This is a genomic window from Paenibacillus sp. GYB006, from assembly GCF_036577645.1.
Lineage (GTDB): Bacteria > Bacillota > Bacilli > Paenibacillales > Paenibacillaceae > Paenibacillus.
In genome coordinates this window covers 181,500-205,313 of sequence record NZ_JARBDA010000005.1, presented here as the reverse complement: position 1 = coordinate 205,313, position 23,814 = coordinate 181,500, and the positions used below count along the sequence as shown (strand labels likewise).

Annotated in this window: 23 protein-coding genes; 22 read left to right on the top strand and 1 reads right to left on the bottom strand. The window is 41.9% G+C overall.

Annotated features, from left to right (window positions below):
* Positions 1-66: 66 nt before the first annotated feature.
* The 7 genes from PV403_RS14340 (at position 67) to PV403_RS14310 (ending at position 8,593) form a co-directional block, all read left to right on the top strand.
* A complete protein-coding gene (locus tag PV403_RS14340) occupies positions 67-1,374 on the top strand; it encodes a DUF2399 domain-containing protein (RefSeq protein ID WP_213534210.1) in 1,308 nt (435 codons plus the stop codon).
* Positions 1,350-2,822, top strand: coding sequence for a hypothetical protein (locus PV403_RS14335; RefSeq protein WP_249717495.1), 1,473 nt, complete (start codon positions 1,350-1,352; stop codon positions 2,820-2,822). The genes PV403_RS14340 and PV403_RS14335 overlap by 25 nt, the downstream gene beginning before the upstream one ends.
* The gene (locus PV403_RS14330; RefSeq protein WP_249717493.1) at positions 2,806-3,483 is read left to right on the top strand and encodes a hypothetical protein; all 678 of its coding nucleotides are present in this window, start codon (positions 2,806-2,808) and stop codon (positions 3,481-3,483) included. Before PV403_RS14335 ends, PV403_RS14330 begins: the two co-directional genes overlap by 17 nt.
* Entirely contained in the window at positions 3,480-6,701 is a 3,222-nt protein-coding gene (locus tag PV403_RS14325; protein WP_213534207.1) for a chromosome segregation protein SMC, read from the top strand. The genes PV403_RS14330 and PV403_RS14325 overlap by 4 nt, the downstream gene beginning before the upstream one ends.
* Before the next feature lie 158 nt (positions 6,702-6,859).
* Entirely contained in the window at positions 6,860-7,039 is a 180-nt protein-coding gene (locus PV403_RS14320) for a hypothetical protein (RefSeq protein WP_213534411.1), read from the top strand.
* Positions 7,032-7,640, top strand: a complete 609-nt coding sequence (locus PV403_RS14315; protein WP_213534205.1) for a zeta toxin family protein — start codon at positions 7,032-7,034, stop codon at positions 7,638-7,640. The genes PV403_RS14320 and PV403_RS14315 overlap by 8 nt, the downstream gene beginning before the upstream one ends.
* A 242-nt stretch (positions 7,641-7,882) precedes the next feature.
* Positions 7,883-8,593 carry a metal-dependent hydrolase gene (locus PV403_RS14310; protein WP_213534203.1) on the top strand — a complete coding sequence of 237 codons (711 nt, stop codon included), beginning with the start codon at positions 7,883-7,885 and terminating at the stop codon, positions 8,591-8,593.
* A gap of 96 nt (positions 8,594-8,689) precedes the next feature.
* Here PV403_RS14310 and PV403_RS14305 read toward each other — a convergent pair whose 3' ends face one another.
* Positions 8,690-9,763, bottom strand: coding sequence for a M42 family metallopeptidase (locus tag PV403_RS14305; protein ID WP_213534202.1), 1,074 nt, complete (start codon positions 9,761-9,763; stop codon positions 8,690-8,692).
* Positions 9,764-10,241: 478 nt separating this feature from the next.
* Here PV403_RS14305 and spoVAC point away from each other — a divergent pair, with 478 nt between their 5' ends.
* From spoVAC to PV403_RS14230, 15 genes are all read left to right on the top strand, one after another.
* Positions 10,242-10,757, top strand: a complete 516-nt coding sequence (gene spoVAC, locus PV403_RS14300) for a stage V sporulation protein AC (RefSeq protein WP_374705830.1) — start codon at positions 10,242-10,244, stop codon at positions 10,755-10,757.
* Positions 10,754-11,776: a stage V sporulation protein AD gene (gene spoVAD, locus PV403_RS14295; RefSeq protein WP_332085095.1), complete on the top strand. Its 1,023-nt coding sequence runs from the start codon at positions 10,754-10,756 to the stop codon at positions 11,774-11,776. The genes spoVAC and spoVAD overlap by 4 nt, the downstream gene beginning before the upstream one ends.
* Before the next feature lies 1 nt (position 11,777).
* Positions 11,778-12,128 (top strand): stage V sporulation protein AE, encoded by a 351-nt coding sequence (gene spoVAE / locus PV403_RS14290; protein WP_160034600.1) that lies wholly within the window; start codon positions 11,778-11,780, stop codon positions 12,126-12,128.
* A 285-nt stretch (positions 12,129-12,413) separates the two neighbouring features.
* Positions 12,414-13,370, top strand: a complete 957-nt coding sequence (locus tag PV403_RS14285) for an AAA family ATPase (RefSeq protein ID WP_332085094.1) — start codon at positions 12,414-12,416, stop codon at positions 13,368-13,370.
* 6 nt (positions 13,371-13,376) lie between these two features.
* A complete protein-coding gene (locus PV403_RS14280; protein WP_332085093.1) occupies positions 13,377-14,624 on the top strand; it encodes a DUF58 domain-containing protein in 1,248 nt (415 codons plus the stop codon).
* Positions 14,621-16,840, top strand: a complete 2,220-nt coding sequence (locus tag PV403_RS14275) for a DUF4129 domain-containing transglutaminase family protein (RefSeq protein ID WP_332085092.1) — start codon at positions 14,621-14,623, stop codon at positions 16,838-16,840. Before PV403_RS14280 ends, PV403_RS14275 begins: the two co-directional genes overlap by 4 nt.
* An 81-nt stretch (positions 16,841-16,921) precedes the next feature.
* Complete coding sequence (locus PV403_RS14270; RefSeq protein ID WP_332085154.1) at positions 16,922-17,449, top strand: YqeG family HAD IIIA-type phosphatase; 528 nt, start codon at positions 16,922-16,924, stop codon at positions 17,447-17,449.
* Positions 17,446-18,570: a ribosome biogenesis GTPase YqeH gene (yqeH, locus tag PV403_RS14265; protein WP_332085091.1), complete on the top strand. Its 1,125-nt coding sequence runs from the start codon at positions 17,446-17,448 to the stop codon at positions 18,568-18,570. The genes PV403_RS14270 and yqeH overlap by 4 nt, the downstream gene beginning before the upstream one ends.
* A gap of 41 nt (positions 18,571-18,611) precedes the next feature.
* Entirely contained in the window at positions 18,612-19,472 is an 861-nt protein-coding gene (gene aroE, locus PV403_RS14260) for a shikimate dehydrogenase (protein WP_332085090.1), read from the top strand.
* 100 nt (positions 19,473-19,572) lie between these two features.
* Positions 19,573-19,869: a ribosome assembly RNA-binding protein YhbY gene (gene yhbY / locus PV403_RS14255; RefSeq protein WP_213530207.1), complete on the top strand. Its 297-nt coding sequence runs from the start codon at positions 19,573-19,575 to the stop codon at positions 19,867-19,869.
* Positions 19,870-19,908: 39 nt separating this feature from the next.
* Positions 19,909-20,502 (top strand): nicotinate-nucleotide adenylyltransferase, encoded by a 594-nt coding sequence (locus PV403_RS14250; RefSeq protein WP_213530205.1) that lies wholly within the window; start codon positions 19,909-19,911, stop codon positions 20,500-20,502.
* A complete protein-coding gene (gene yqeK, locus PV403_RS14245) occupies positions 20,483-21,088 on the top strand; it encodes a bis(5'-nucleosyl)-tetraphosphatase (symmetrical) YqeK (RefSeq protein WP_213530203.1) in 606 nt (201 codons plus the stop codon). Before PV403_RS14250 ends, yqeK begins: the two co-directional genes overlap by 20 nt.
* 3 nt (positions 21,089-21,091) lie before the next feature.
* On the top strand, positions 21,092-21,439 hold the full coding sequence (gene rsfS / locus PV403_RS14240) for a ribosome silencing factor (protein ID WP_213530201.1): 348 nt from the start codon (positions 21,092-21,094) through the stop codon (positions 21,437-21,439).
* Positions 21,436-22,332 carry a CvfB family protein gene (locus tag PV403_RS14235; protein ID WP_332085089.1) on the top strand — a complete coding sequence of 299 codons (897 nt, stop codon included), beginning with the start codon at positions 21,436-21,438 and terminating at the stop codon, positions 22,330-22,332. Before rsfS ends, PV403_RS14235 begins: the two co-directional genes overlap by 4 nt.
* Positions 22,333-23,010: 678 nt before the next feature.
* Positions 23,011-23,784, top strand: a complete 774-nt coding sequence (locus PV403_RS14230) for a class I SAM-dependent DNA methyltransferase (protein ID WP_213530193.1) — start codon at positions 23,011-23,013, stop codon at positions 23,782-23,784.
* Positions 23,785-23,814 lie beyond the last annotated feature (30 nt).

The following is a 23,814-nucleotide window of genomic DNA, read 5'->3' as shown; positions in this document are numbered from 1 at the left end:
TTGCTTTCTAGTATACTTGTACAAGTAGCTTGGAAAATATAAATATATTTTGTGTAGGAGGCTTTTGTGCAAAACTTCGATGATGTGGTTTCGTTTATTTGCCAATCTTTTTTGAAAAAGGACGAGCAACTAGAGATGCCAAGGACAATAGGTGAAACTTCACTTGTAGATATAGATATTGTAAAAAGAACAGCACGTACAATACGAAGAGTCGGGATCATTACGGTTGCTCGAGAGTATTCTTCTATTGTTCAAGAACCACCGGATCCACAGCTTTTACGTTGGACAGTGAGAAAGCGTACCTCACTAGACGATAATCAACAGACTTTTGATTGGCTACATAAAGGATGGATTTTGAAAGAAGTACGTTTAAAACATGATGGGAAATCTGTAGAACGAATTCAGTACCGAATGGGCTATTTATTATATGTTTATTTATTAAATAAGCAAACGGATGAGCATTGGGATTTTTTGAATCAATTTACGGAATATCAGTCGAATGCTGCACAGAAAATGGAACAAATTACGTATTTACATGACGAACGATTACTTAAGTTGAAGGATTTGGCATTGTTCTTGTCAGGTAGTTTACAATGGGCCCTTAATGATCTAGATGAACAGCATGTTTTCCCTGCGAATTGGAGTTTAATTAAACGAATCAAAGGGTTGAACTTTTTATTAGCTTTTCTCATGATTTCTAGCAACAAAGAGATATTTGATTGGAAAGAAATTGGCGCACATTATTACCCTAGCATTGGAGGCTCTAAGGCATTTGATGCGTATAAAGCAGAGTTTCTTATTATTTTGGAGACAATAAGTGGAAATGCGCCGGAAACGTTGGGGATGATTAGTGGTGGTCAAATAACGTCAATCTATTTCGCCGGAGATCTTGAAGGAAAGTGGTCGACTTATCGAGCAGGTCCTGTGCATGCATTAACGAATATTTCGGTTTCACAAGACCAATATTCAACTAGAGCAACAACACTCTGGTTAGTTGAGAATCGAGCTATACTGACTCGGATGTCAGCAGAGCCTCATTTCTTGCAGGAGACAAATTCATTGATAATTTGTGTAGATGGTCATCTTCGAAGTGCACATAAACATTTCATCAGACAATTGTTGCTGAGTAGTAGTATCGACCAAACGATTTTGTGGAGCGACTATGATGAAGCTGGACTGCAAATTGCAGGAGAGATGTTTCAATCGCTCAGGGGACACGCTATTCAGCATAAATGGATCTGTCCGGATCACTCGATAATAACCAATTGGTTGGAGTATCAACAGAGCATGGAGAGTTTACTACAAGATATGAAATCAGAACAAGAAATCGTGTTAGGGGTGGCAGATGATTGGAGAAGCTGGATCAACCATTAATTTCAATTTTTCAAACAAACGTATCCAAACCAGAAATGCATCAGGCACTGAGGGATATTGCATTATTATCTGGGGTTCTTAATGATCTCAATTCACAAAGCTTTCTGCAGACGCCTATCGAAATTTTGCGATTTCTTCGTATTATTCAACTGATCAATGAAGAAGCTTTGGGACTCGATGAACCGATTGAAAACGCAGATACGCTATATTATCGTTATCGTAACCGTTTTGATGACCTTGAACCACCAAGTAAAAAAAAGGTCGAACAAATTGTAAATGTTCTAGTGAAGTATAACTGGATATCCAAACAAACAAGGCAGCTAAAAATGCGAGATGTAGGTAAGCGAATGATGGATACGCTTATACGTCTTGCAAATGATTCATTAGCCTATTATATGCATGATGATATTGGCAGATCGTTATTCCAAGCTAGACGGGATGCTGAGCTTAGCGAAGCATATGACGATCATGGCATATCAGGGGGCAATAAAATTGCTAGTATGATTCATAATGTTGAAAATGCAATTCAATTGATGAAAGAACGAGAATTAGAGATGCTAGCTGACCGTAATGCGCTACCTCAACTAGAGATCATACATCAGCTGATGCAGGAATTAGAAATTAAATTGTCGGAGCGTTTTCGCCAATTCCATACGTTAGAGGACAGTCTGGTACTCAGTAATTTAATGCAGTCAGGAACTTCAGCACTTGCAGAGGGTACGAATTTGAGTATGGGGATGATCAATAAATATCTTAAATTTACGATGATGAAGCAAACGATGTTATTATCCTCGATAAATCCGGAAAAAGTAAGGATGTTTATTACACAAATGTTTGATCCGCCTCAAGAATCAGACATTCCCAATGCTCATCAAATAATGAGTTTTATGGAGCAAAATGAATACGAGGGTGAGTCCATGGATGGTTTATGGATTCCGGTTAAATTCGCTGCGCCTCTATCAGGAGAAGCAATTGGTGAAGCCATACAATATTTAGAAAACTATGAGCCGATTGTTGATTTGATGCAAGAGGACGTCCAGGAAATCGAATATGTAAATGAGGAAATGGATATTGATCTACTAGAAGATATGATGGGGGATTCACAATGGCTGCTTACCAAATCCATGATTGAAACGGAAGCAATTGAAGAATTCATGAAGGAAGTGGAGGAAGCTCCTATAGAGACCGTGATGATTGAAGCAACGTCTACGGCTTGGGGGGATGCGATTAATGCGCTTACTGCGGTATCTGCATTGGTAGGCAGTAAGAAGTTAACCTTGGAGAAAGCTACGGATTCAAAAGTTCAAGCCTCTTTTTATAAAAAGAAATGGGATTGGATGAATCGTGATGATATCAATCAAGTGGTCAAACATAAAAAATATTTCAATATAAATAATAGGGACATAGAAAATATGCATGAGAGGAATGATGATGAGCTTGACGGATGAAATGAATGTAAATCCTCTTAATGTTATGCAGACTATCAAAGGGATACTAACTGAAGTCGAAGAGATTGTTTTTATGAATCTTTTATTCTCATCCTCAGCTACAATACGTGCGGGGAATTTCGGATTATCCAGGCGTGAGGTGGAGAAACAATTAAAGATCTCTGATGATCATGAGAAGTTCGATTCATTCCTCAAGCGAGTTAATCAAGCGGTAAGTCGATACTTTAAAGTGATTTATGATGAGAAAAAGGATCAAGTCATCGTTATGATGAGAGTTCCTGCTAAAGCTGCACGTAGTACACTGTCTAAAGAAAGTTTATCAATCCTTCTGTTTATGTTTTACCAGCAAGAAGTTTTACAGCATGAATTTACATTATTTGATCAACTGTTAAATGCTCTAGGACATGAGACAACAAAGGCAAATCAACGTTTAAATCTGAATATAGACCAACTGAAAAAAATCGGTGCACTTGAAGAATATGATACAAATTCAAACGAGAAGGCTTACGCAATCACTGCAATTGGTACAAATATGTTCTCGGATTCATTTTTGCGTCGTACTGTTGAATTTAGTCAATCCAATCAATTAAATAAAGAAGAAGTACTTAAATTCTTCAAACGATATAATCTGTATCAGGAAGGAACTGACAAAATAGAATGATACCTTGGAAATTGTGGTTTACTGGCATCAGAGATTATCAGCCTACTATGATGGATTTGTCAGGAAAAGAATCACATATACTGATAACCGGTCCTAATGGAGCAGGGAAATCTACTGTGACATACTGTATGGGAGTTGTTCTATACTCTTCCAAGGTAGATATTGAGGGTTTGAAATCTCGTAATCTCCTTCCGAATGATACGTGGAAGGCTCATATTCGACTTCTCTTTAAGAATGAGGGACGCATGCGTATTGATGCCCCTACTTATGTAGAATTTGCAGTTTATATCCTACAAGAACCAGGACAACCAACTAAGAAGGAATTTGTTATACATTCAGGGGATGATCCAGAACAGTGGGACGAAACAATTAAGTATACGTCTGGGGATCGACAATACAATTTCACCTCTTATAAGAAGGATCTCCAGTACAAATATAAAATTGATCCAGATTTGTTCTACCTGATTTGGTACCAGCAGGAGGTAAATCAATTTGCTGTCATGGATCCGCAGGAGCGTTTTCGTATTTTTGCCGAAATGCATGGTATTGATCAGGTGCAACGGAACTGGGAAGAAAGTATGGAGCAGCTAAAGGATGTACAGGAAAGTTTAAGTACGGCTGAAGTGAATGTAGCCAATAAGAAGCAATGGCTGGGTATAGCTCGAGCAGCGCTAGAACGGTATGAAGATAATCAGAAACGGCTTGTAGAAGGAGGGGAGCTGTATGCTGGAGCTTTATTGAAATTAGAGATTTACTACAAGCAAGAACAATTGCATTTAGTAGCTAAGGAAGAACAATTGCTCGTGGATCAGGATATCGCGAAGGATAGACTAGGAGCGTTACAGGAGCAAGGCGAACGATTGAATAATGAGCTAAAGCAAATACAAGAAGAAAGAGAGCAACTGGATACGAAAATCATCTTATTACAAGAGCAAGTAGCTGTTGTAAAAAAAGAAATTGAAGAAACTACAATTGTCATTGGAGAATTAGATCTCCAGCTGAAGGAGCTTAATCAAGAAAAGTCTCAAATTACACGTAATGAAAATGAGGTTCATCAGCAGCTAACGGAAATAACTAAGCAGATCAATGAATTGAATATAGAGATTGAGAAAGCGGAAGCTAGTCTTCAGGAAGCCGAAGCTGTTATAGCGCAATTAATGGATTCAAGTTCTAACTTGAATGCGCAGATTCAACAGGATAAAGGGTTGGATCATATGCACAAGGAACGGTTACGGCAGTATCGCAGCAGTCATGATGTGCAAATGGAAATTAACTGCTTAGACCGATCAATTCAACAATCCAAGCAGGAACGAGAATATAAGGCTAAACTACTTCAGGAAGTAACCGATGAGAAACTGAGGCTTGAACAAAAACAATTATGGTCAACTCGTCAAAGGGAATCACTATCTTTGTTCAAAGCCATAGGTGTGCGAGCTTATACACTAAATGAATTGGTTGAATTAAATGAGTCAGCTCGGCCTATAGTTGAAGAACAGTTTGAAGCGATAAAATATTCTGTATTCTTTGATGGCTCGCACGTACAAGCACCTAATGATTTGTATCATGTTCCTTTACGAAGTATAATACCGGATCGTACTGTGACTGAAATTCAGACACTACAAATTCGTGTGAAGAATGGGTTAGGAGATGACGTATTCCCGCATGCGGTCAAGGCTTTATGGTGGATAGAGCAATTCTTTCTAGCAGGTGAGACGCGAATAGAGAATGGATTACTCATCGATTCGAAGGGTATTCGAGGTCCTCAGGAGAAAAAGAACTATATATTAAGCCTGAAGGCTATGCAGAAACGTAAAGAGGAAATTCAAAAGGAAATTATCGAACTCAATACATCACTTGCGAGTCTCCATGACTCCATTAAGAGCGATACACTAACTATACAAGAATTACATTCCATTATCCAATCTGTACGTGAATCGGAAGCTTTTCTCACTAAGAAGCATGAACGGGAAGGCAGGCTCCTAAAGTATGAAGAGGAGATGCAGCAACTTCAGGAACAGAAGGCGAACAGAGAGGAAGTAAAGAATACGAACATAAAGTTCATTGAGAAACGGGTAAGGCTAGAGCATATGCAAGGTATATTACAGCGTGAAGCAGATTTTTATGTGAAATTAGGTCAACAGAAGGAGCAGTTTGAAACGTTACAACGTAAGAAACAAGATCTCCGTAGCTTATCTATACAACGGGATACGTTAAAGCATCATATGGATATAGCGGAAGAGCAAGTTGAACAAATAGAAGGAATTGAACGTCAACAAAAACGTGATCTTTCGAATAATGAAGACAAAATTCAACATGCAACGCGTAACTTAAATCAAATTGATAATCAAATTAAAGATACAAGTGAGGCACTTGATACATCCAAAATAAATCTGCTTACGGTCACTGAGGAAATTGAAAACTTTAAAGGGGTAGCACGGTTTATTTATGATGAGCTGGCTAAAGAGTTTGAACTTGAATCCAATTCCTCGAAAAAACAACAATCGCTTGCGAAGCTCCGTCAGGAGCATGAGTCTGGAAAAGTTACATTTAACAGCGCTAGAAATGAGTCAGGCATTGATCCCGCAGCACCTGAAAATTATAAAGTGATTGAAGAAGATGTTCATCAATTGCAGGATGAGTATAAGCGGACAAGCTTATTGTTTGAAGAAAATCAAGAACGAGCTGAGAACCTGAAAGATCAGCTAGAGACGACAATCAATATGCGAGTCCTTGAAATTCAACAGCGATTTAAGAATTACATGAGCATTTTTCAATTCGAGGGACAGATCGATTGGAATCAGCGAGAGGATCGTCGAGGTCGCGTGCTTTTCCATTTGTTCATAAAGGCTCGCAAGGAAGGGCATCGGGGAACATTAGAGGATGTCAGTGTGAAGGCTCGTGGAGGAAGAGTAGGCAAAGGTGTTTCTGGAGGGGAAGAGTCGCTTAGTTCGCTTCTTTTTGCTCTAGCTTTATTACAGAATCTTCAAACGGCACCTGGATTCATTGTCATGGATGAATTTGATAGTGCATTAGATGAGCAGAGGAAGTTAAAGGTATTTGATCTTTATGCTGAGGAATTAGAACGTAAATTGATTATTCTGTCACCAAAGTCACATGAGAATTCTTATCTGGATCGATTCTCGAAAGCGTACATTGTGCATCATGATCCTACTGTACCGCGAAGTAAAGTGACGGGGTTAATTTTGAAACGAAAATGACAGAGTTTTAGAAATAAATTAGCCTGTTAGAGTGAGATATACACTGATCATTCTTACAGGCTATTTGGTTGTATGATACATCCAGGCATAAGCTAATATAAAATGTACTTTGCTGTGGTATACTCGAGCTACAAGAAAAAGATGAGGTGTTTTTATAAATGATGAATCTTACGAAGGATCTTGCTAAATTGATTCGATTAACGGGAGATCGTGCGAAATTGGATGCTAAAGCAAATGGGACATATATAGTATATAAGACAGCTGAAGGACAAATTGTGAAAGAATATAGCACGGGTGAGATTGAGGAAATGAATAAACAGGAACTTAACCATGACTGAGACAGCTGCAGCAACCATGTACGTGTTTGCTGGTAATAATGGAAGTGGTAAGAGCACAATCCGTAACTTGATTATTGACCGACTTGGGGTAAGTGTGAATATTGATCCGGATGCACTAGCTCGCAAAATTAATGCTAGACATCCTGAAAAGAGTAGAGTATCTGCTGGAAAAGAAGCCATAAGAATAGCCAGAGAATGTATCCGAAATAAGTGGGATTTCACTGTAGAAACTACTTTAGCGGGTGGTAACGTTATCCGGCAGATACGAGATGCAAAGGAACAAGGCTTTGAAATCATTATGTTTTATGTAGGACTCGGGGATGTTCGCCTTAATATTGAACGTGTTGCTACGCGTGTGAAAAATGGTGGGCATCACATTGAAACTGAGGATATTATCAGACGTAATGTCACGAGTATGAATAATTTGTTGTCTCACTTGGATCAATTAGATCAATTAGTCGTTATTGATAATAGTAAAACAGATGGTGAAATTATTCTTGGAGCAGATAAAAGTGGAATAAAATATTATTTAGATGAATTGCCTGAATGGGCACAATTAATTGATCAACAATTACAAATTAGGGAAAAAACAAAAAAATAAACCAATTTGTGTCGAGCGATCGCAATTGGTTTATTTTTTTTATCGGTATCCATAGTTAAGAAATTTGATAATAAGCCAAAGATCAAGAGATCTGATTTCCATAAAAAAGAGCATTGAAGAAACTGGGTATACCTATACGAACATACGTGCTATAATAGTCAAGATATTTCAGATGGAATGCAGCTTTCTAAGCGCCGGACACCTCAGAATTATACATATTACAGAAGGGAAGTATTATTGCCATGATGGGTAGAACCCATATTATCGTTGGAACAGGGATATCTTTATCCCTTTTAGAGCTGGGTGGCATACCAATCACGGTTCCTGCAGTGGCTGTTGCTCTCGTAAGCTCCATATTGCCGGATATAGATGAACCAAACTCACTACTTGTGACACGTGTAATTCCCAATTGGCTGCTTAGAATTGTTCAGATTGCGCTAATTATTCTGGCGTTAGCTGTTGGTATTTATGGGATGGCTCGTTCACCCTGGAACTGGATCCTTGCTGCCCTCATTGCCACGGTTTCTTTTATGCCTTCCAGGTCGCTAAGGCAGTGGATTATGTTCTTTATTGGACTTGGGCTCATCGTGTATGGTCACTCATTCCATCCGTGGAATTTGCTTGTTGGCAGTCTTTTGATCTTGGCCACCCTTGTTCCTCATAGGGGACTGACCCATACCTTGTATGCAATTGCTGTCTGGACATTTTTACTATACGGGACCACCAAGTCCTATGGAGATGCAGTATGGATTGCCGGAGGATTGTCGTATACCCTTCACCTCTTGGCTGACAGTTTAACAAGCCGTGGGATTCGCCCACTTCCGCCGTTCAAGTGGAAGATTAAATTTAAACTGATGAGTACGGGTTCGAAGCAAGGAGCTTGGGTAGAAATCTTCTTTATCGGGGTTACATTTATTATTGCCTGGCTATCCTTTTCACCTTTATTTCTATAAGTATCTTTCCTTGGGAAGGATTTTATCCATAAAAAAGGTGCCCTTTTAAGCATTGTGCTTAATAGGACACCTTTTTTTGTTGCCTTTACAGACAGATTAGGAATTTTCAATAATCGTGTTCATCGTCGTACGATCAAGTCCACGAACGAGCTTGATGATCAGCTCTTTGGCTGCATCATAATCATCGGTGTGAATAATCGAAGAGGATGTATGAATATATCTTGCACAGATTCCAATCACCGTAGATGGAACACCGATGCCGCTCAAATGAACTTGCCCTGCATCGGTACCGCCTGGAGAAATAAAATATTGGTATTTAATTTTATTCGTTTCGGCAGTATCCTGCACGTACTCAACCATACCGCGATGGGTAAGCATACCCGGATCGAGAATCCGTAGAAGCGCACCTTTGCCGATGTGACCAAATTGACTCTTATCTCCCGTCATATCGTTTGCTGCACTGCAATCGAGCGCAAAGAAGATATCCGGCTGAATAAGATTGGCTGCTGTGCGTGCTCCGCGTAGACCTAGTTCTTCCTGAACTGTTGCACCAGAATACAAAATATTGGGAAGTTTTTCTTTATGCAAGGCTTCCAGCAGTTCGATGGAGAGGCCAACTCCGTAACGATTATCCCACGCTTTTGCCATGATTTTTTTCTCGTTTTTAAGAGGTGTGAACTCACAAATAGGCACGATCTGCATACCCGGTCTAATTCCCCAGGATTCTGCTTCTGCGCGGTTATCTGCACCGATATCTAGATACATGGTACTCAGCTCAACAGGCTTGCTGCGCTGCGCTTCAGACAACAAATGAGTAGGAGTGGAGCCGACAACCCCTGTAATCGGGCCATCCGGTGTAATGATCTGCAGTCGCTGTGATAATACAGCTTGGCTCCACCATCCGCCGATTGGACGGAAAGTAACCATACCTGTCTCCGTAATACCCGAAGTCATAAATCCTACTTCATCAAAATGCCCAGCGACCATAACCTTCGGTCCTTCTTCATTCCCGCGTAATACACCAAATAAGCTGCCAAGACGGTCTTGAACGAACTCATTAGTATACTCCGACATCAAACTTTTCGCATAGGCACGAAGTTCTCTTTCAAAACCAGGTGCTGAAGGGAACTCGGTTAACGTTTTAAACAGTTCTTTTGTTTTCTGTTCCATCATCATCTCTCCTGTCATTTATTAATTATGTACCAATGTTCAATTCCTCTATTATGAACTTGGAAATCCTGATTGTCTATGTTGTAATCTCTCCTGTCCTGGGTCCTTAGGACGATAATTCATAACTTAGATTAGGTGTTGCTCACAAGACAACTGCCTAGTGCATACACTAATAATGAATGCAAAAGTTCCTCGAAAGACGGCCAAATTGATGAAGGGAGCGGACGAGATATGGATCCTCACGTAAGAAAAGGATTAATTATGCTCGGCGTTTTAATTATTTTAACTATTTTTGTTCTTTTCTATAAATGAATTAAATTTACGGGAGAGCGGCGATATAACAATAGATGAATCCCCCCCTTTATTATCCATCCAAAAGGATGATTTACCAAACATAAGATTGGTGAGTGTAACCCATAATGAACATATCTCAGGCACGACGAAAGTGTGAGAGAAATTACTAAGGGTTATGAGGGGGGTGTCAGCTATTTCGGATCAAAAGAAATCTCCGGAAACAAGCGCGAAATCTTCTTCGCTATCAATCGATACGAAGGAATACAAAAAGATTGCATCAAAACATGAGCCTTCAAGGCCTGTTTTGAAAAACTGTATTCGCGCTTTTCTTGTTGGAGGGACCATTTGCCTGATTGGACAATGTATCCAGCAAGCTTTTATGACCGGATTTGATATGACGCAGAAGGATGCTGCTAGTCCTACGGTTGCAGTTCTTATTTTGACATCTGTCATTCTGACTTGCTTTGGAGTATATGATAAACTGGCGCAATTTGCGGGTGCAGGTTCTGCTGTACCGGTTACCGGTTTTGCCAATTCCATGTGTTCCGCTGCACTTGAACATCGGTCCGAGGGGCTTGTTCTAGGTGTGGGTGCAAACATGTTTAAGCTGGCCGGATCGGTAATCGTCTTCGGTGTGGTCGCTGCCTTTATTATCGGAGTTATTTACGCTTGCCTCGGATTTGGAGGTTACCATCTATGAAGCGAATTGGAAAGCAGAGCTGGGAATTTGAGAACAAACCGAAGATTATTGGGGCATCTAGTGTGGTTGGGCCAGAAGAAGGCGAAGGTCCTTTAAAAGACTATTTCGATTATGTCTACGATAATTTGGAACTTGGTGAGAAGACATGGGAGAAAGCCGAAAGAAGGCTTTTTGAACAAGCAGCTCAAATGGCGATTGCGAATGCCGGTATATCGAAAAATGATCTACAGTTTTTTGTTGGCGGCGACTTAATGAACCAGATTATCAGCAGCTCCTTTTCAGCGAGGCAGCTAGGGGTTCCATACTTAGGATTATTCGGGGCATGTTCTACATCGATGGAGAGTTTAGCTCTTGCAGCGCTTATTGTAGATTCTGGAGGAGGGGACAAGGTCCTTGCCGGTACATCCAGTCATAACTGCACCGTAGAAAAGCAGTTCCGATTTCCAACAGAGTATGGCGCTCAAAAACCGCCAACGGCGCAAAATACGGTGACCGGCTCTGGATGTGCAGTGGTCAGTAGTACTGGCAAAGGTCCGATTGTCGCACGGGCAACAATTGGACGAGTCATGGACCTTGGAATCAAGGACCCATTTAATATGGGGGCAGCAATGGCTCCTGCAGCCGCAGACACGATCATTGCTCATTTTCGCGACACAGGACTTGAACCAGGCTATTATGATCTCGTTGTTACCGGTGACCTTGCTTCGGTGGGACTTCCTATTGCTAAGGATTTGCTCAAAAAAGAAGGAATTAAAATGGAGCAAACGGTCTTTAATGATTGTGGGCTAATGATCTACGACCTGAAGAAACAAACGTATGTTTTTGCTGGCGGCAGTGGATGTGGATGTTCAGCAACGGTAACTTATGGACATATCCTAAAGAGAATGGAGCGAGGGGAGCTAAACAAGGTATTAATTGTAGCGACAGGAGCTCTATTATCCCCTTTATCATATCAACAAGGTGAAACTATTCCTTGTATTGCACATGCAGTAGCAATTGAAAAAGAGGGGGCTAAATAAAATGCAGTTTCTATGGGCTTTTTTGGTAGGCGGAGCGATCTGTGTCATCGGTCAATTAATGTTTGACGTACTTAAACTAACACCAGCTCATACGATGAGTACACTGGTTGTTGCTGGCGCAGTCGCTGATGCTTTTGGTATATATGATCCGCTCGTAAAATTTGCGGGTGCAGGCGCATCTGTGCCAATCACGAGTTTTGGGAACTCTCTTGTTCATGGCGCCCTGATTGAGCTTGAAAAAGACGGCTGGCTGGGTGTGATCACAGGGATATTCAACGTAACAAGTGCCGGTATTTCGTCAGCGATTATCTTTTCTTTTCTCGCAGCTTTGTTTGTCAGACCGAAAGGGTAACTTGTATCAAACATTAATAATAAAGAAATCTTGTGAGAAAAATCATGAGGTTTCTTTTTTTTTATTATGGAGTGAGACTCTATCTTTCTTTCATTTGATCGAGTTCCAGCTTGCTTGCACTACCCGATGTAAGTTACACTATCCACACTTCCCTATTTTTGTATGAAATGGACAATAAGGATTCATTCTTTTATCATCAAATCCTAGTTATAAATTGTACTTTCCGCACTTATTTCATGTACAATATAAGGAAAAACTACTGCCTATTAGGAGGTAATACAATAAATGCCTGTGACTAAGGAATCAGTACATACTATATCCAGAGTCAAATCGAATCTCGAATCTACTATATTAGGCAAATCATTTGAAATTAAGTTGCTTCTGACGGCTTTATTAGCCGGAGGGCATGTGCTTATAGAAGACGTTCCTGGAACAGGAAAAACACAAATGATTAAAGCACTCGCTCGTTCGATGAAGGGAGAGTACCGCCGAATTCAGTGTAATCCTGATATCTTGCCAAGTGACATTACAGGGGTCTCCGTATTTCATCCTCGGGATGAACGTTTCTACTTTAGACCTGGTCCTGTGATGACGAATATCCTTCTTGCTGATGAAATTAACCGGGCGACGACTAAATCTCAGTCCGCTTTGCTTGAAGTCATGGAAGAATGCAGTGTAACTGTAGATGGAGATACGTATGATCTTCCTAAACCGTTTATGCTTTGTGCCACCCAGAACCCGATTGATTTTGAAGGAACATATACACTTCCAGAAGCACAGCTGGATCGGTTTATGCTGAAGTTTAGCCTCGGTTATCCGGACGCAGAGACGGAGAAGTATCTATTAAAAGAACATCAGCAAGGACAACCGGCAGACAAACTTACTCCAGTTACTACAATGGAAGAAATCGCATCCATTCAAGAGGAAATTCGCAGTGTGTACATGGAAGAAGCGGTTACCGATTATTTACTTGGGATCGTCCGCAGAACAAGGGAACATCCGGCAGCACTGCTTGGTGCGAGCCCGCGTGCCGCAATCTCATTTATGAACGCAGTGAAAAGCTACGCCTTTTTGCATGAAAGAGATTACGTCATTCCTGATGATGTGAAGGTTCTAGCTCCTTATGTGATCTCGCACCGGATCGTACTGAAACCAGAAGCAAGGCTTGATAATGTCAGTCAGGAAACCGTGCTTGCACAGGTGCTTCGAAACGAAAAAGTTCCTGTCTCGATGGAGCGCTGATATTACATGCTGAAACTGGCGCGGTTTAGGCCGTTGCAATTTATGAAATCCAGACTATGGGTGGTGCTGCTAGTATGGATTACATGTCTGTTTTACGTTTTGTTTCAGGGCGGCAAAACATCGATTATGCTTTTTGGTATGGTCAGTTTACTGAGTATATATTTAGTGCTTGGCAAGTTTAACGGAACTGGCCGAACGAAGGGTGAACGAAAATTAACTTCGGGTAACGCACATGCGGATCTGCTTCATGCAGGCGATCAAGTTCAGGTACGGCTGGATTTACAAATTCCCGGCATACTTCCATTGCCCTATGTTGTGATTAGAGAAGTATTAAAACGCCATAATGGAGAATCGTGGTCATTTGAAGAAAGTCTGATTCCCAATATGCGAGGAAACGGTACGCTTGTTTTTCAAACCCCGCCGCTTGAACGCGGGAAATATCATTTTACAGATACAGAATGTGTGAGTGAAGATATTTTCGGCTTGATCGAGCATAAAGGGAAATTCCAAGCTCAAGGTTCGTTCAGAGTACTGCCGAGAACCGTTTTTATCCCTTACTGGCAGCTGTATGATCGGAACTCCAAGTTATCTGGTCCGCAGACAGCAATGATGAAGTCTCGCCGAGAGACAACACAAATTAATGGCGTTCGTGATTACGTGTATGGAGACCGGTTATCTCGGATTCACTGGAATGCTACAGCAAAAACAGGGCAGTGGAAATCGAAGGAATTTGAACATGAGTCCGTGCCGAAAACGATGATTATCTTAGATTCACGAGCACTTGGTTATAAAAATTCAGAACAGTATGAACTTGCCGTTTCTACGGCAGCCTCACTTCTCGAATACGGAAGCCGAGAGCGGATGGGAATGGGTCTGTGTACCCTTAGCGAGAAAACAACTTGTTTTCAGCCGACCGATAGCTTGAATGATCGTTATAAAATGATGCACCATCTAGTCGATCTGGATTCGAGTGGAACTGGAAATTTACTCTCGGGCGTGCAGGAATCGATTCGTTTCTTTCCGCAAGGTGCATTTTTTGTTCTCATTTCGGCCGAGCATAATTCAGAGATCATGGAAACATTGCGTTTTGCAGGTTCCCGAGGGATGACGGCTTGTCACATTCAAATCATCAGCAAATCCGAACCAAAGTCAGAAAGCGAATGGATCTCAATGCTTCGTACTCGAGGAATAAAAGGGTATAGGGTGTCTGATTTGCAAGAGCTGCCCTCAGTTCTAGGAGGAGGGAATGCATGAGGATCTTTTCAAGCAGACAAAAACGTTCCTGGTATGACGCATTCGCATTATTATGGATTGTCATCATCGGGATGCAATGGGTCTCTTATACAGAGCCTATCTGGTTCCAGCAGACGACCGCACTTGTCGCCGTAACATTAATCAGTGTAGCGATCTGTGAGATGATTCTTCCATTTCGTACAAGTATTCGAATGGTTCTGAAATTCATCCTTATCGGATTTGTTTTATATTATGTATTATCTTTTTACGGTGTTTTTATACCAAATGGCACCTTACCTGAGAACCTTACTGCCTTTATTGCTAGCCTGAATCCATATGTTTGGTTTGCAATTTGTACGTGGGTGATGATGGAGTGTATCATCCGGCTCATAACGGATGCAAGAAAAGTGCTGATGTTTCTTGGTTTGAACATTGTTGCCCTAGGCATTCTAGATTCTTTTACGCCTGCTGTCCTATGGAAAGAAGTAGCTTGGACTGCATTTGCAGGTATGGCTTGGCTTGTATGTTTACATCTTCGGTCATTCCAGATCAAATATCCTCTAGGTTGGAAAAGATTACGACGTAATCCTTTTAAAATTGTTGCCAACGTAATTGTTATCTTTTCTCTGATTATCGTTGTCGGTGTAAATATGCCGATCATACCTCCTATTTTGACGGATCCTTACACGGCGTGGGTTAAATATAGAGGAGATATTGCCCCGACGAATTTTTCTTCCAATGGGGAGAATGGAAACTTTACTAACTCTGAATCTGGATATAGCAGAGAAGATAATCAGCTCGGCGGTGGTTTTAATTATGATTATTCTCCTGTTATGACGATATATACGACAGAACGGAGTTACTGGCGTGGTGAAACACGGGATGAGTATTCCGGTACAGGTTGGCAGGAACCTTCTTTTTCGCGTCGATCTTTTGATGATGCAGATCTGGGAAGTGAACTTAATAACGACGGCGCTGCGGCTCGGGGAAATACGAAGCAAGTAACCCAATCCGTCACAATGCTTAATGATAAGGTGTATCCTGTTCTTTTCGGCGCGTATGCGATTAATGAAGTGGTCTCAGTTGATGGAGAGAGCGAAGCGAATACGCTATTATGGAAAAGTGAACAAGCTGAGCTTCACTGGGATGGGAGCCGTGATACGCCTTTTCCTAGAACCTATACGATTCAGTCCGAAGTACCGCTAATTCCAGTGGACACGATCAAAGCTAAAACATACGAAGAACTGTACGGAACAGATGAGATTAATTCTGATTACTTACAGATTCCTAATCGTTTCCCTGAGCGAGTTACCGAGCTTGCAAAAGAAATTACAGCAACTTCAGAATATCCGTATGAAAAAGTCAGTTTACTGCAAAACTATCTAACAACCAATTTCAGTTACACAAACAATCCCGATCTATCGTTAAAACAAAGCAATGACTTCGTAGATGGTTTTCTGTTTGAAATAAAAGAAGGATATTGTGATTATTTCTCGACTTCACTTGTCATGATGGCACGTTCCTTAGATATTCCAGCAAGATGGGTAAAAGGCTATGCTCCTGGTCAGGCTGACTTTGCTGAGGATGCTGCGTTCTCACAGAACAACGGTGAGATGTCTTCCATGTCATACGTGGTAACAAATGCAGATGCTCACTCCTGGGCTGAAGTGTATTTTGGAGAGGAATACGGCTGGGTTCCGGTGGAAGCCACTCCGGGATTTAATATGCCGCTCCTTACCAGTGCAGAAGATGCAGATCCAGAGGAAACACCTGAGGAAGAAGAAGAGGTTCAGCCAGAAGAAACACCAGAACCGATTACAGATGAAAAGGATGCTGCTTTTACCGTAAGTCCGATTATTGGATGGACCGCTGTATCTGTATTAATCCTATGGGCAGGATATATTATATGGCGCAATCGATATATACTGCATTTCTATGTGCTTAGATTAAGATTAGGTAAGCCGTTAACACCGGATCAAAAAGTCGTCGTAGAAACAGAGCGGTGGATTCGTACGGTTCGGCGTAAAGGATTGCGCCGAGAGCAGCACGAAACGCTTCGAGAATCGGTTACAAGATGGGAACAGGAAGTTCCTGTAGTCGCAGCTGAACTCTCTGAACTGCTAAGGCAATTTGAAATGGCAAGGTATAGCCCGGATCATGTGCAGGAGAATGCTTGGCAAGAGGTACAAGTCTTAGCTGGACAAATGAAGAAAAGGCTGAAATCGGCACGGGTGTAAGCTTTCCCCGTGTCCGTTTTGCCTTTTTACTAACTGTACAGATTATGTTATAGTTTGTCGTATGAAATTGAGGTGAACATGTTGTTTAAAAGGCTAATACCAAAACTCCAGGTGGAAACCGTGTTTGATATTGATTTGGAAGAATTATATGAACGTGGATATCGCGGAATTATTACAGATCTTGATAACACACTTGTGGGAGCCAAGGCACCTGAAGCAACCCCGGAACTCATCGCTTGGTTTGAGAAGGTGAGAGATGCCGGGTTTAAACTGGTCATTGTTTCCAACAACAAGTTGACTCGGGTGTCTACCTTTGCTACTCCCTTAAAGATTGAGTATGTACATGAGGCACGAAAGCCCTCGAACACCCCGTTTCGCAAAGCAATGAAAATGATGGATTTAACAGAAGAGCAGACGATTGTAGTCGGAGATCAGATGCTTACGGACGTGTTGGGAGGAAACAGACTAGGACTCTATACCGTTCTGGTGCTGCCTATTGCAATTGCAGACGAAGGGATTATGACGAAGATTAACAGACGGATCGAACGTATTGCGTTATCCAGTCTACGCAGGAAAGGCCTATGGCTTGAGGAGGAAAAGAAAAAATGAATCATATGCATGACGGCACAAAAGGAAGATGCAGCGGATGCGGTATTCTACTGCAGACAGAACAACCTGAGCTGCCGGGATATACACCCACTAAAGCGCTGGATCGCGATCCTGTCATTTGCCAGCGTTGTTTTCGTATTAAAAATTATAGCGAGGCATCTTCCGTTACGGTGGATCAGGATGAATTCCTGGCTCTGCTCAGTAAAATCGGAGATAAAGATGCACTCGTTATTCATATTGTCGATTTGTTCGATTTTGAAGGCAGTATGATTTCAGCACTGCAGCGCTTTGTCGGTAACAATCCGGTATTGCTTGCGGTAAACAAAACAGACTTGCTTCCTAAAGTAACGAATTGGAATAAGGTTCGCAACTGGGTTCAGATGCAAGCTAAAGCACAAGGGCTGAAAACTGTAGATATCGTGTTGTGCAGTGCTAAACAGAATCAAGGTTTCGATAGACTCCTTGAATCCGTTAACGAACATCGCGGAGATCGTGATGTATACGTCGTTGGTGCGACGAATGTTGGGAAATCAACACTCATTAACCGATTGATTCGCGATTACAGTGATTTAGACCAGGAACTTACAACTTCTAGATATCCAGGGACAACGCTGGATATGGTCCATATTCCTCTTGATGATGGAGCATCCATCATTGATACGCCAGGTATCGTATATCCATGGCGTTATAGCGAGATTGTATCGCGCAAAGACTTATCTGCAATTATGCCGGATAAGCCGCTTAAACCAGCTGTCTATCAGCTGAACAGCGGACAAACTCTGTTCTTTGGCGGACTGGCACGATTTGATTTTATCGAAGGAGAGCGTCAGTCTTTCACTTGTTACATCAACAATGCAATTAAGATTCACCGGACCAAACTGGAGCGTGCAGATGAACTTTATAAAGATCATGCAGGCGAACTATTGTCCCCTCCATCTCGTGAGGATATGGAAGATATTCCAGAATGGACACGTCATGATTTCCGCATTAAAAAAGGAAGTCGCAATGATGTCTTTATTTCCGGTCTCGGCTGGATCAAAGTGAACGGACAGGAAGGAGCTCTCGTTGCAGTACATGCACCACGTGGAGTTCGTGTTATGGTTCGTCCTTCCTTAATTTGATTTGCTCTATCTGAACATGGGAGTTCACAGGGGGAGACAGGATGTCAAACAAAGTACAAGGACTTAAGCCTAGTGGGTATACACTTCTTGGGGTGATGGGTGACCCGATTGCACACAGTAAGTCTCCCGCTATGCATCAAGCAGCACTTTATGAAACAGGTTTGCATGGGGATTATGTCCCCTTGCATGTGAAACCGGAGGGCCTTGGTGCAGCTGTTAAAGGAATAAAGTCAATGGGATTTCGCGGCGTAAACGTGACAATTCCCCATAAAGTAGAGATCATGTCTTATATGGATGAGCTCGATGTCAGTGCAAAGCTTACGGGCGCAGTCAATACCGTGATTCATGAAGAGGGCAGGCTAATCGGATATAATACGGATGGAACCGGTTATGTCAGATCATTAAAAGAAGAAGCCATCTCTTCGCTAGAGGGAAAACATATTGTCGTGATTGGTGCTGGCGGTGCTGCCCGGGGGATTGTGTATGCACTGCTTCTGGAAAGCCCGGCTTCGATCACCATCCTTAATCGAACCATTGAACGCGCTGAGAAGATGGCTGCCGATTTCAAAGCGATGGGACAAGTCCAAGGACTACCTATATCGGAGGCACATCAAGCACTTTTACATGCGGATATTATCATTAATACGACTTCGGTAGGGATGCATCCTAATCTGCACGAAACTCCTATTGATCCAGACGCTTTGTCAGAAGGGATTGTAGTAAGCGATCTTATATATAATCCACTGGAGACAAAGCTGCTTTCCATAGCAAAAGAAAAGAAATGTATCATTCACGGTGGACTTGGTATGTTTGTATACCAAGGGGCGATCGCTTTTGAACATTGGTTTGGTATTCCTGCACCTGTTCACGCCATGCGAAAAGCAGTACTAGAAAGTTTTTAATTATCGTAGTCTGTATTCCTCATATTCTGTCATACGAATGGACAAACATAAGAGGAATGCAGATTCCAACAGAAAATGCATATTATAAGGGGTTAATACAATGTTAACGGGTAAACAAAAAAGATTTTTACGTTCACAGGCACATCACTTGGATCCTGTGTTCCAAATTGGTAAAGGCGGCACGAATGAGCACCTGTTCCGTCATATTGAAGAAGCAATTGAAAAACGTGAACTCATGAAAATTTCCATCTTGAGCAATAACCTGGATGATAAAAAAGAAGTAGCAGCTGAACTGGCAGAGCGTACAGGCAGTGAACTTGTTCAAATTCTTGGAAACACGATTACTCTATATAAAGAGTCACGCGATAATAAGCAGATTGAATTGCCGCGAAACTAAACAAAGAATAGATTATGTGATGTAAAAGGAGTAGGCCGTATGAAGGTAGGTATCATGGGCGGTACGTTCGACCCTATTCATATGGGGCATTTGCTTGCGGCAGAGACGGTGAAGGATGCTTATAAGCTTGACGAGGTATGGTTCATGCCTTCTCACATTCCACCGCATAAACAAGCAGCAGGAGCATCAGGCGAACAAAGGCTGGATATGACCAGACTTGCGACGGAGGGTTATCAAGATTATTCAACGCTTGATATTGAAGTCGTTCGCGGAGGGGTATCCTATACCATTGATACAATCCAGCTCTTGCAAAAAAAACATCCGAATACCACTTTTTATTTTATCATCGGTGCAGATATGGTGAATTATTTGCCGAAGTGGGAGCGGATTGAAGAGCTTGTCCAGCAGATTACCTTTATCGGTGTAGGCAGGCCCGGATTTGATCTGCATTTGGATGATCTTCCGGAATTTTTGCAAAGCCGCGTGCTTCTTGCAGAGATGCCGCTGGTTGATATTTCATCAACTGCGATCAGAAGACGTTTAGCAGGCGGCAAATCGGTGCGGTTCATGGTACCTGACTCGGTCCTTACGTATATTACAAGGAGCGGATTATATGAGTCTAAATCGAGATGAATTAATTAAAGCCGTCTCCGAACAGATGCCTCCTCAGCGCTGGAAACATACAGAAGGTGTCATGCAAACAGCGGTAGTGCTTGCTGAACGATTCGGAGCAGATCCGGTTAAAGCGGATCTTGCTGCTATTTTGCATGATGTAACGAAGTACTGGCCTGTCAAAGAGATGGAAAAGATCATTCGGGAGAATAACTTGAATCAAGATCTTCTTCTTCATGATAAACAGTTGTGGCATTCAGAAGTCGGTGCTTTTGTAGCGGAACATGAGTATAAAGTGACAGATCCTGAAGTTCTGAGTGCAATTAAGTGGCATACTTCCGGACGTGTAGGAATGAGTCTTCTGGATAAAGTGGTGTGTCTTGCAGATTATATGGAGCCGGGACGAGACTTCCCTGGAGTGGACCGGATACGTGAACTTGCAGAGCATAGCCTCGAAGAAGCTCTTTTAGCCGGATTTGATGGTACCATTACTCACCTTGTTTCTCAGAGAAAGATCATCTATCCTTTAACGATTTTTACTCGTAATGATTTAATTGAGCAAATTAAGCTAATGGATAAATCCAATACATTCAAAATCGGAGGTTGATTCATGAGTATCTCATCCAAGGAATTACTTCAGATTGCAGTAGAGGCGGCAGATGATAAAAAAGCGATGAACATTGTAGCCCTTGATCTTAAAGGGGTTTCACTTGTTGCTGATTATTTTGTTGTTTGTCACGGGAATTCAGATACACAGGTACAAGCCATCGCTACAGAAATCCGTAAACGGGTGCAAGAATCCGGAGTTCAGATAAAAGGACTAGAAGGAATGAATTCTGCACGCTGGGTACTGATGGATCTTGGTGATGTGGTGGTGCACGTGTTCCACCGCGATGAGCGGGAATATTATAATATTGAAAGACTTTGGTCAGATGCTAAAGTGGTGAATAAAGTATGAGTTTAGTAGCAGGAACGGTAGTTACACTCCCGGTATCCCGGGAAGTATCCCCGTATGGATATTTTTTATCAACAGGCAGTGAAGATGTATTGCTGCACTATTCAGAGCTGACGCGAGATATTAAAGTCGGAGAAGAAGTGGAAGTTTTTCTATTTTTCGATACCGATGATCGACCAGCGGCAACAATGAAAAAACCTTACCTCACCTTGGGTGAAATGGCGAAGCTGGTAGTAGCTGACGTACATCCAAGACTGGGTTGTTTTCTAGAAATGGGACTTGGACGTCAGTTGTTGCTGCCGATTCGCGAGCTTCCCGAAATGAGGGAGCTTCATCCGCAAGTTGGAGATGAGGTCTTTGTCATTATGGAGCATGACCGGCAAGGACGCCTTCGCGCAAAACTTGCAGGGGAAAGAGAACTTGATCCTTTGACGTTCCATGCACCGACGACCTGGATGAATGAATGGGTAGAAGCAACCGTGTATAAACCGCTGCAGATGGGTACTTTTGTGCTTGTAGACGGCGGAGTATTAGGTTTTGGCGCGATTGGGATGATTCACTCTTCCGAGCGAACTCGTATGCTGAGACTAGGAGAGAAAGTAAGCGTTCGTGTAACCCTTGTTCGTGAGGATGGAAGAGTGAATCTTTCTATGACTCAACGTAAGGAAATCGGACGTAATGAAGACGCTGAGCGTATCCTTGAATTTATTAAGGAACGGCCAAACGGAGCCATGCCTTATTCTGACCAGACACCGCCGGATATTATAAAAAATAAATTCGGAATCAGTAAGTCTGCTTTCAAGCGTGCCATGGGCAAGCTTATGAAAGATGGCCTCGTGACTCAGGATGAAAACTGGACGTATCTTGTTAAAAAAGAAGAAGCGTCTGAAGAATAACAAAGCAACCTTATGTTGTAATGGAGTGAACGAGCCCTTTAAGGGCTCTTTGCTTTTATGAAAGGATGTTTTGTCTTTCATGATTTGAGAGAAGCGGAGCGTAGTGTCCAAATCATGATGGGTTTTGTCTTTGAAGAAGTTCATGATTCGAGAGAAGCGTAGCGTAACGTCAAATCATGGTATTTTTGTCTTTGACATTAAAAGTAGCTAACTCATGTATCATGATTCGAGAGAAGCAAAGCGTAACGTCAAATCATGAAGGATGTTTTGTCATTGGCTAGCAGTAACTAGCTCTTGACCATGGTTGGAGAGAAGCGTAGCGTAGCGTCCAAATCATGCTGGGTTTTGCCCTTGACTCACAAGTTCCTGCCAGTAAAACTGCAGGAACTCACCCAGTTGCCCCTCTAAACTTAGGGGCAACCATATTTTTGAAAACAAAGTGGAAGTAGTAGGAAGCGGAAGTGGATGGAATGGTTCTATCGAAGCGAAGCGGGCGCCTTTGTTATCGGATTTCTACCTTGGCTGGTTTTATACAATCTGGAAATCCGAAAACAACAGCGCTCGTAAGAACCATCCATCCACTGGAGCCATAAGGCAGAAATCGCGCGAATAGCAGAATCCTGCCCACGCTTCCACTCCATTTTCAACTTTATTTTTGACATTAAGGTGGTGTTTTCTATGTCCTATCGCAAATTTGCTTACGTATATGATGAACTGATGGAAGATATGCCTTATCCCGAATGGATTCGATTTGCTAGAATTGCTTGGGAGAAGCATGGAATACCTAAAAGTGTTGTAGAACTCGGCTGTGGTACCGGTTCTCTGACCATTCCTTTAGTTAAATCCGGATTTGAAGTAACGGGAATTGATCTTTCCGCTGATATGCTGTCCGTAGCACGGCAGAAGCTCGAAGAAACTCCACAGGGCAACCGTTTCTTCCGTGAAGGAACGATCCGCTGGATCCACCAGGATATGCGAAACTGGGAACTGCCGGAACCCGTTGATACCGTTATTTCTTTTTGTGACAGTATTAATTATTTGCTAAAAGAAGAAGATATTATCCGCACGTTCCAAAAAACGTTTCAAGGTCTCAAGTCAGGAGGTACGTTCCTGTTTGATGTACATCACCCGAGCACTTTTATTCGTTATGAGGAAGAGCAGCCTTTTGTGTTAGATGAAAAATCAATTTCATATATATGGACTTGTGATTTAGATCGTTCCAGTTATGAAATTGAACACCATCTAAGCATTTTTACGCGGGCAGAGGGCAGCGGACCCGATGTATATCACCGTTTTGAAGAAGTTCATAATCAGAGAGCATATGATCCGGAATGGATGAAGAGGCAACTGGTTGAAGCAGGTTTCCATGATGTGAATATTTATGGGGATTTTGAATGGGAACCAGCAAATGAGAATACATCACGTTTATTTTTTGTAGCCGTTAAAAAGTAGAGTCCAAAGCATCTTTTCTTGATTTATAGA

Excerpts from the sequence above, each read along its gene's own strand:
- PV403_RS14315 (WP_213534205.1), top strand. The coding sequence starts at position 7,032 with ATGACTGAGACAGCTGCAGCAACCATGTACGTGTTTGCTGGTAATAAT.
- PV403_RS14275 (WP_332085092.1), top strand. The coding sequence starts at position 14,621 with ATGAGGATCTTTTCAAGCAGACAAAAACGTTCCTGGTATGACGCATTC.
- yhbY (WP_213530207.1), top strand. The coding sequence starts at position 19,573 with ATGTTAACGGGTAAACAAAAAAGATTTTTACGTTCACAGGCACATCAC.
- rsfS (WP_213530201.1), top strand. The coding sequence starts at position 21,092 with ATGAGTATCTCATCCAAGGAATTACTTCAGATTGCAGTAGAGGCGGCA.
- PV403_RS14230 (WP_213530193.1), top strand. The coding sequence starts at position 23,011 with ATGTCCTATCGCAAATTTGCTTACGTATATGATGAACTGATGGAAGAT.
- PV403_RS14325 (WP_213534207.1), top strand. The coding sequence starts at position 3,480 with ATGATACCTTGGAAATTGTGGTTTACTGGCATCAGAGATTATCAGCCT.
- PV403_RS14280 (WP_332085093.1), top strand. The coding sequence starts at position 13,377 with ATGCTGAAACTGGCGCGGTTTAGGCCGTTGCAATTTATGAAATCCAGA.
- aroE (WP_332085090.1), top strand. The coding sequence starts at position 18,612 with ATGTCAAACAAAGTACAAGGACTTAAGCCTAGTGGGTATACACTTCTT.
- yqeK (WP_213530203.1), top strand. The coding sequence starts at position 20,483 with ATGAGTCTAAATCGAGATGAATTAATTAAAGCCGTCTCCGAACAGATG.
- PV403_RS14235 (WP_332085089.1), top strand. The coding sequence starts at position 21,436 with ATGAGTTTAGTAGCAGGAACGGTAGTTACACTCCCGGTATCCCGGGAA.
- spoVAD (WP_332085095.1), top strand. The coding sequence starts at position 10,754 with ATGAAGCGAATTGGAAAGCAGAGCTGGGAATTTGAGAACAAACCGAAG.
- PV403_RS14285 (WP_332085094.1), top strand. The coding sequence starts at position 12,414 with ATGCCTGTGACTAAGGAATCAGTACATACTATATCCAGAGTCAAATCG.
- PV403_RS14330 (WP_249717493.1), top strand. The coding sequence starts at position 2,806 with ATGAGCTTGACGGATGAAATGAATGTAAATCCTCTTAATGTTATGCAG.
- yqeH (WP_332085091.1), top strand. The coding sequence starts at position 17,446 with ATGAATCATATGCATGACGGCACAAAAGGAAGATGCAGCGGATGCGGT.
- spoVAE (WP_160034600.1), top strand. The coding sequence starts at position 11,778 with ATGCAGTTTCTATGGGCTTTTTTGGTAGGCGGAGCGATCTGTGTCATC.
- PV403_RS14310 (WP_213534203.1), top strand. The coding sequence starts at position 7,883 with ATGATGGGTAGAACCCATATTATCGTTGGAACAGGGATATCTTTATCC.
- PV403_RS14305 (WP_213534202.1), bottom strand. The coding sequence starts at position 9,763 with ATGGAACAGAAAACAAAAGAACTGTTTAAAACGTTAACCGAGTTCCCT.
- PV403_RS14320 (WP_213534411.1), top strand. The coding sequence starts at position 6,860 with ATGATGAATCTTACGAAGGATCTTGCTAAATTGATTCGATTAACGGGA.
- PV403_RS14250 (WP_213530205.1), top strand. The coding sequence starts at position 19,909 with ATGAAGGTAGGTATCATGGGCGGTACGTTCGACCCTATTCATATGGGG.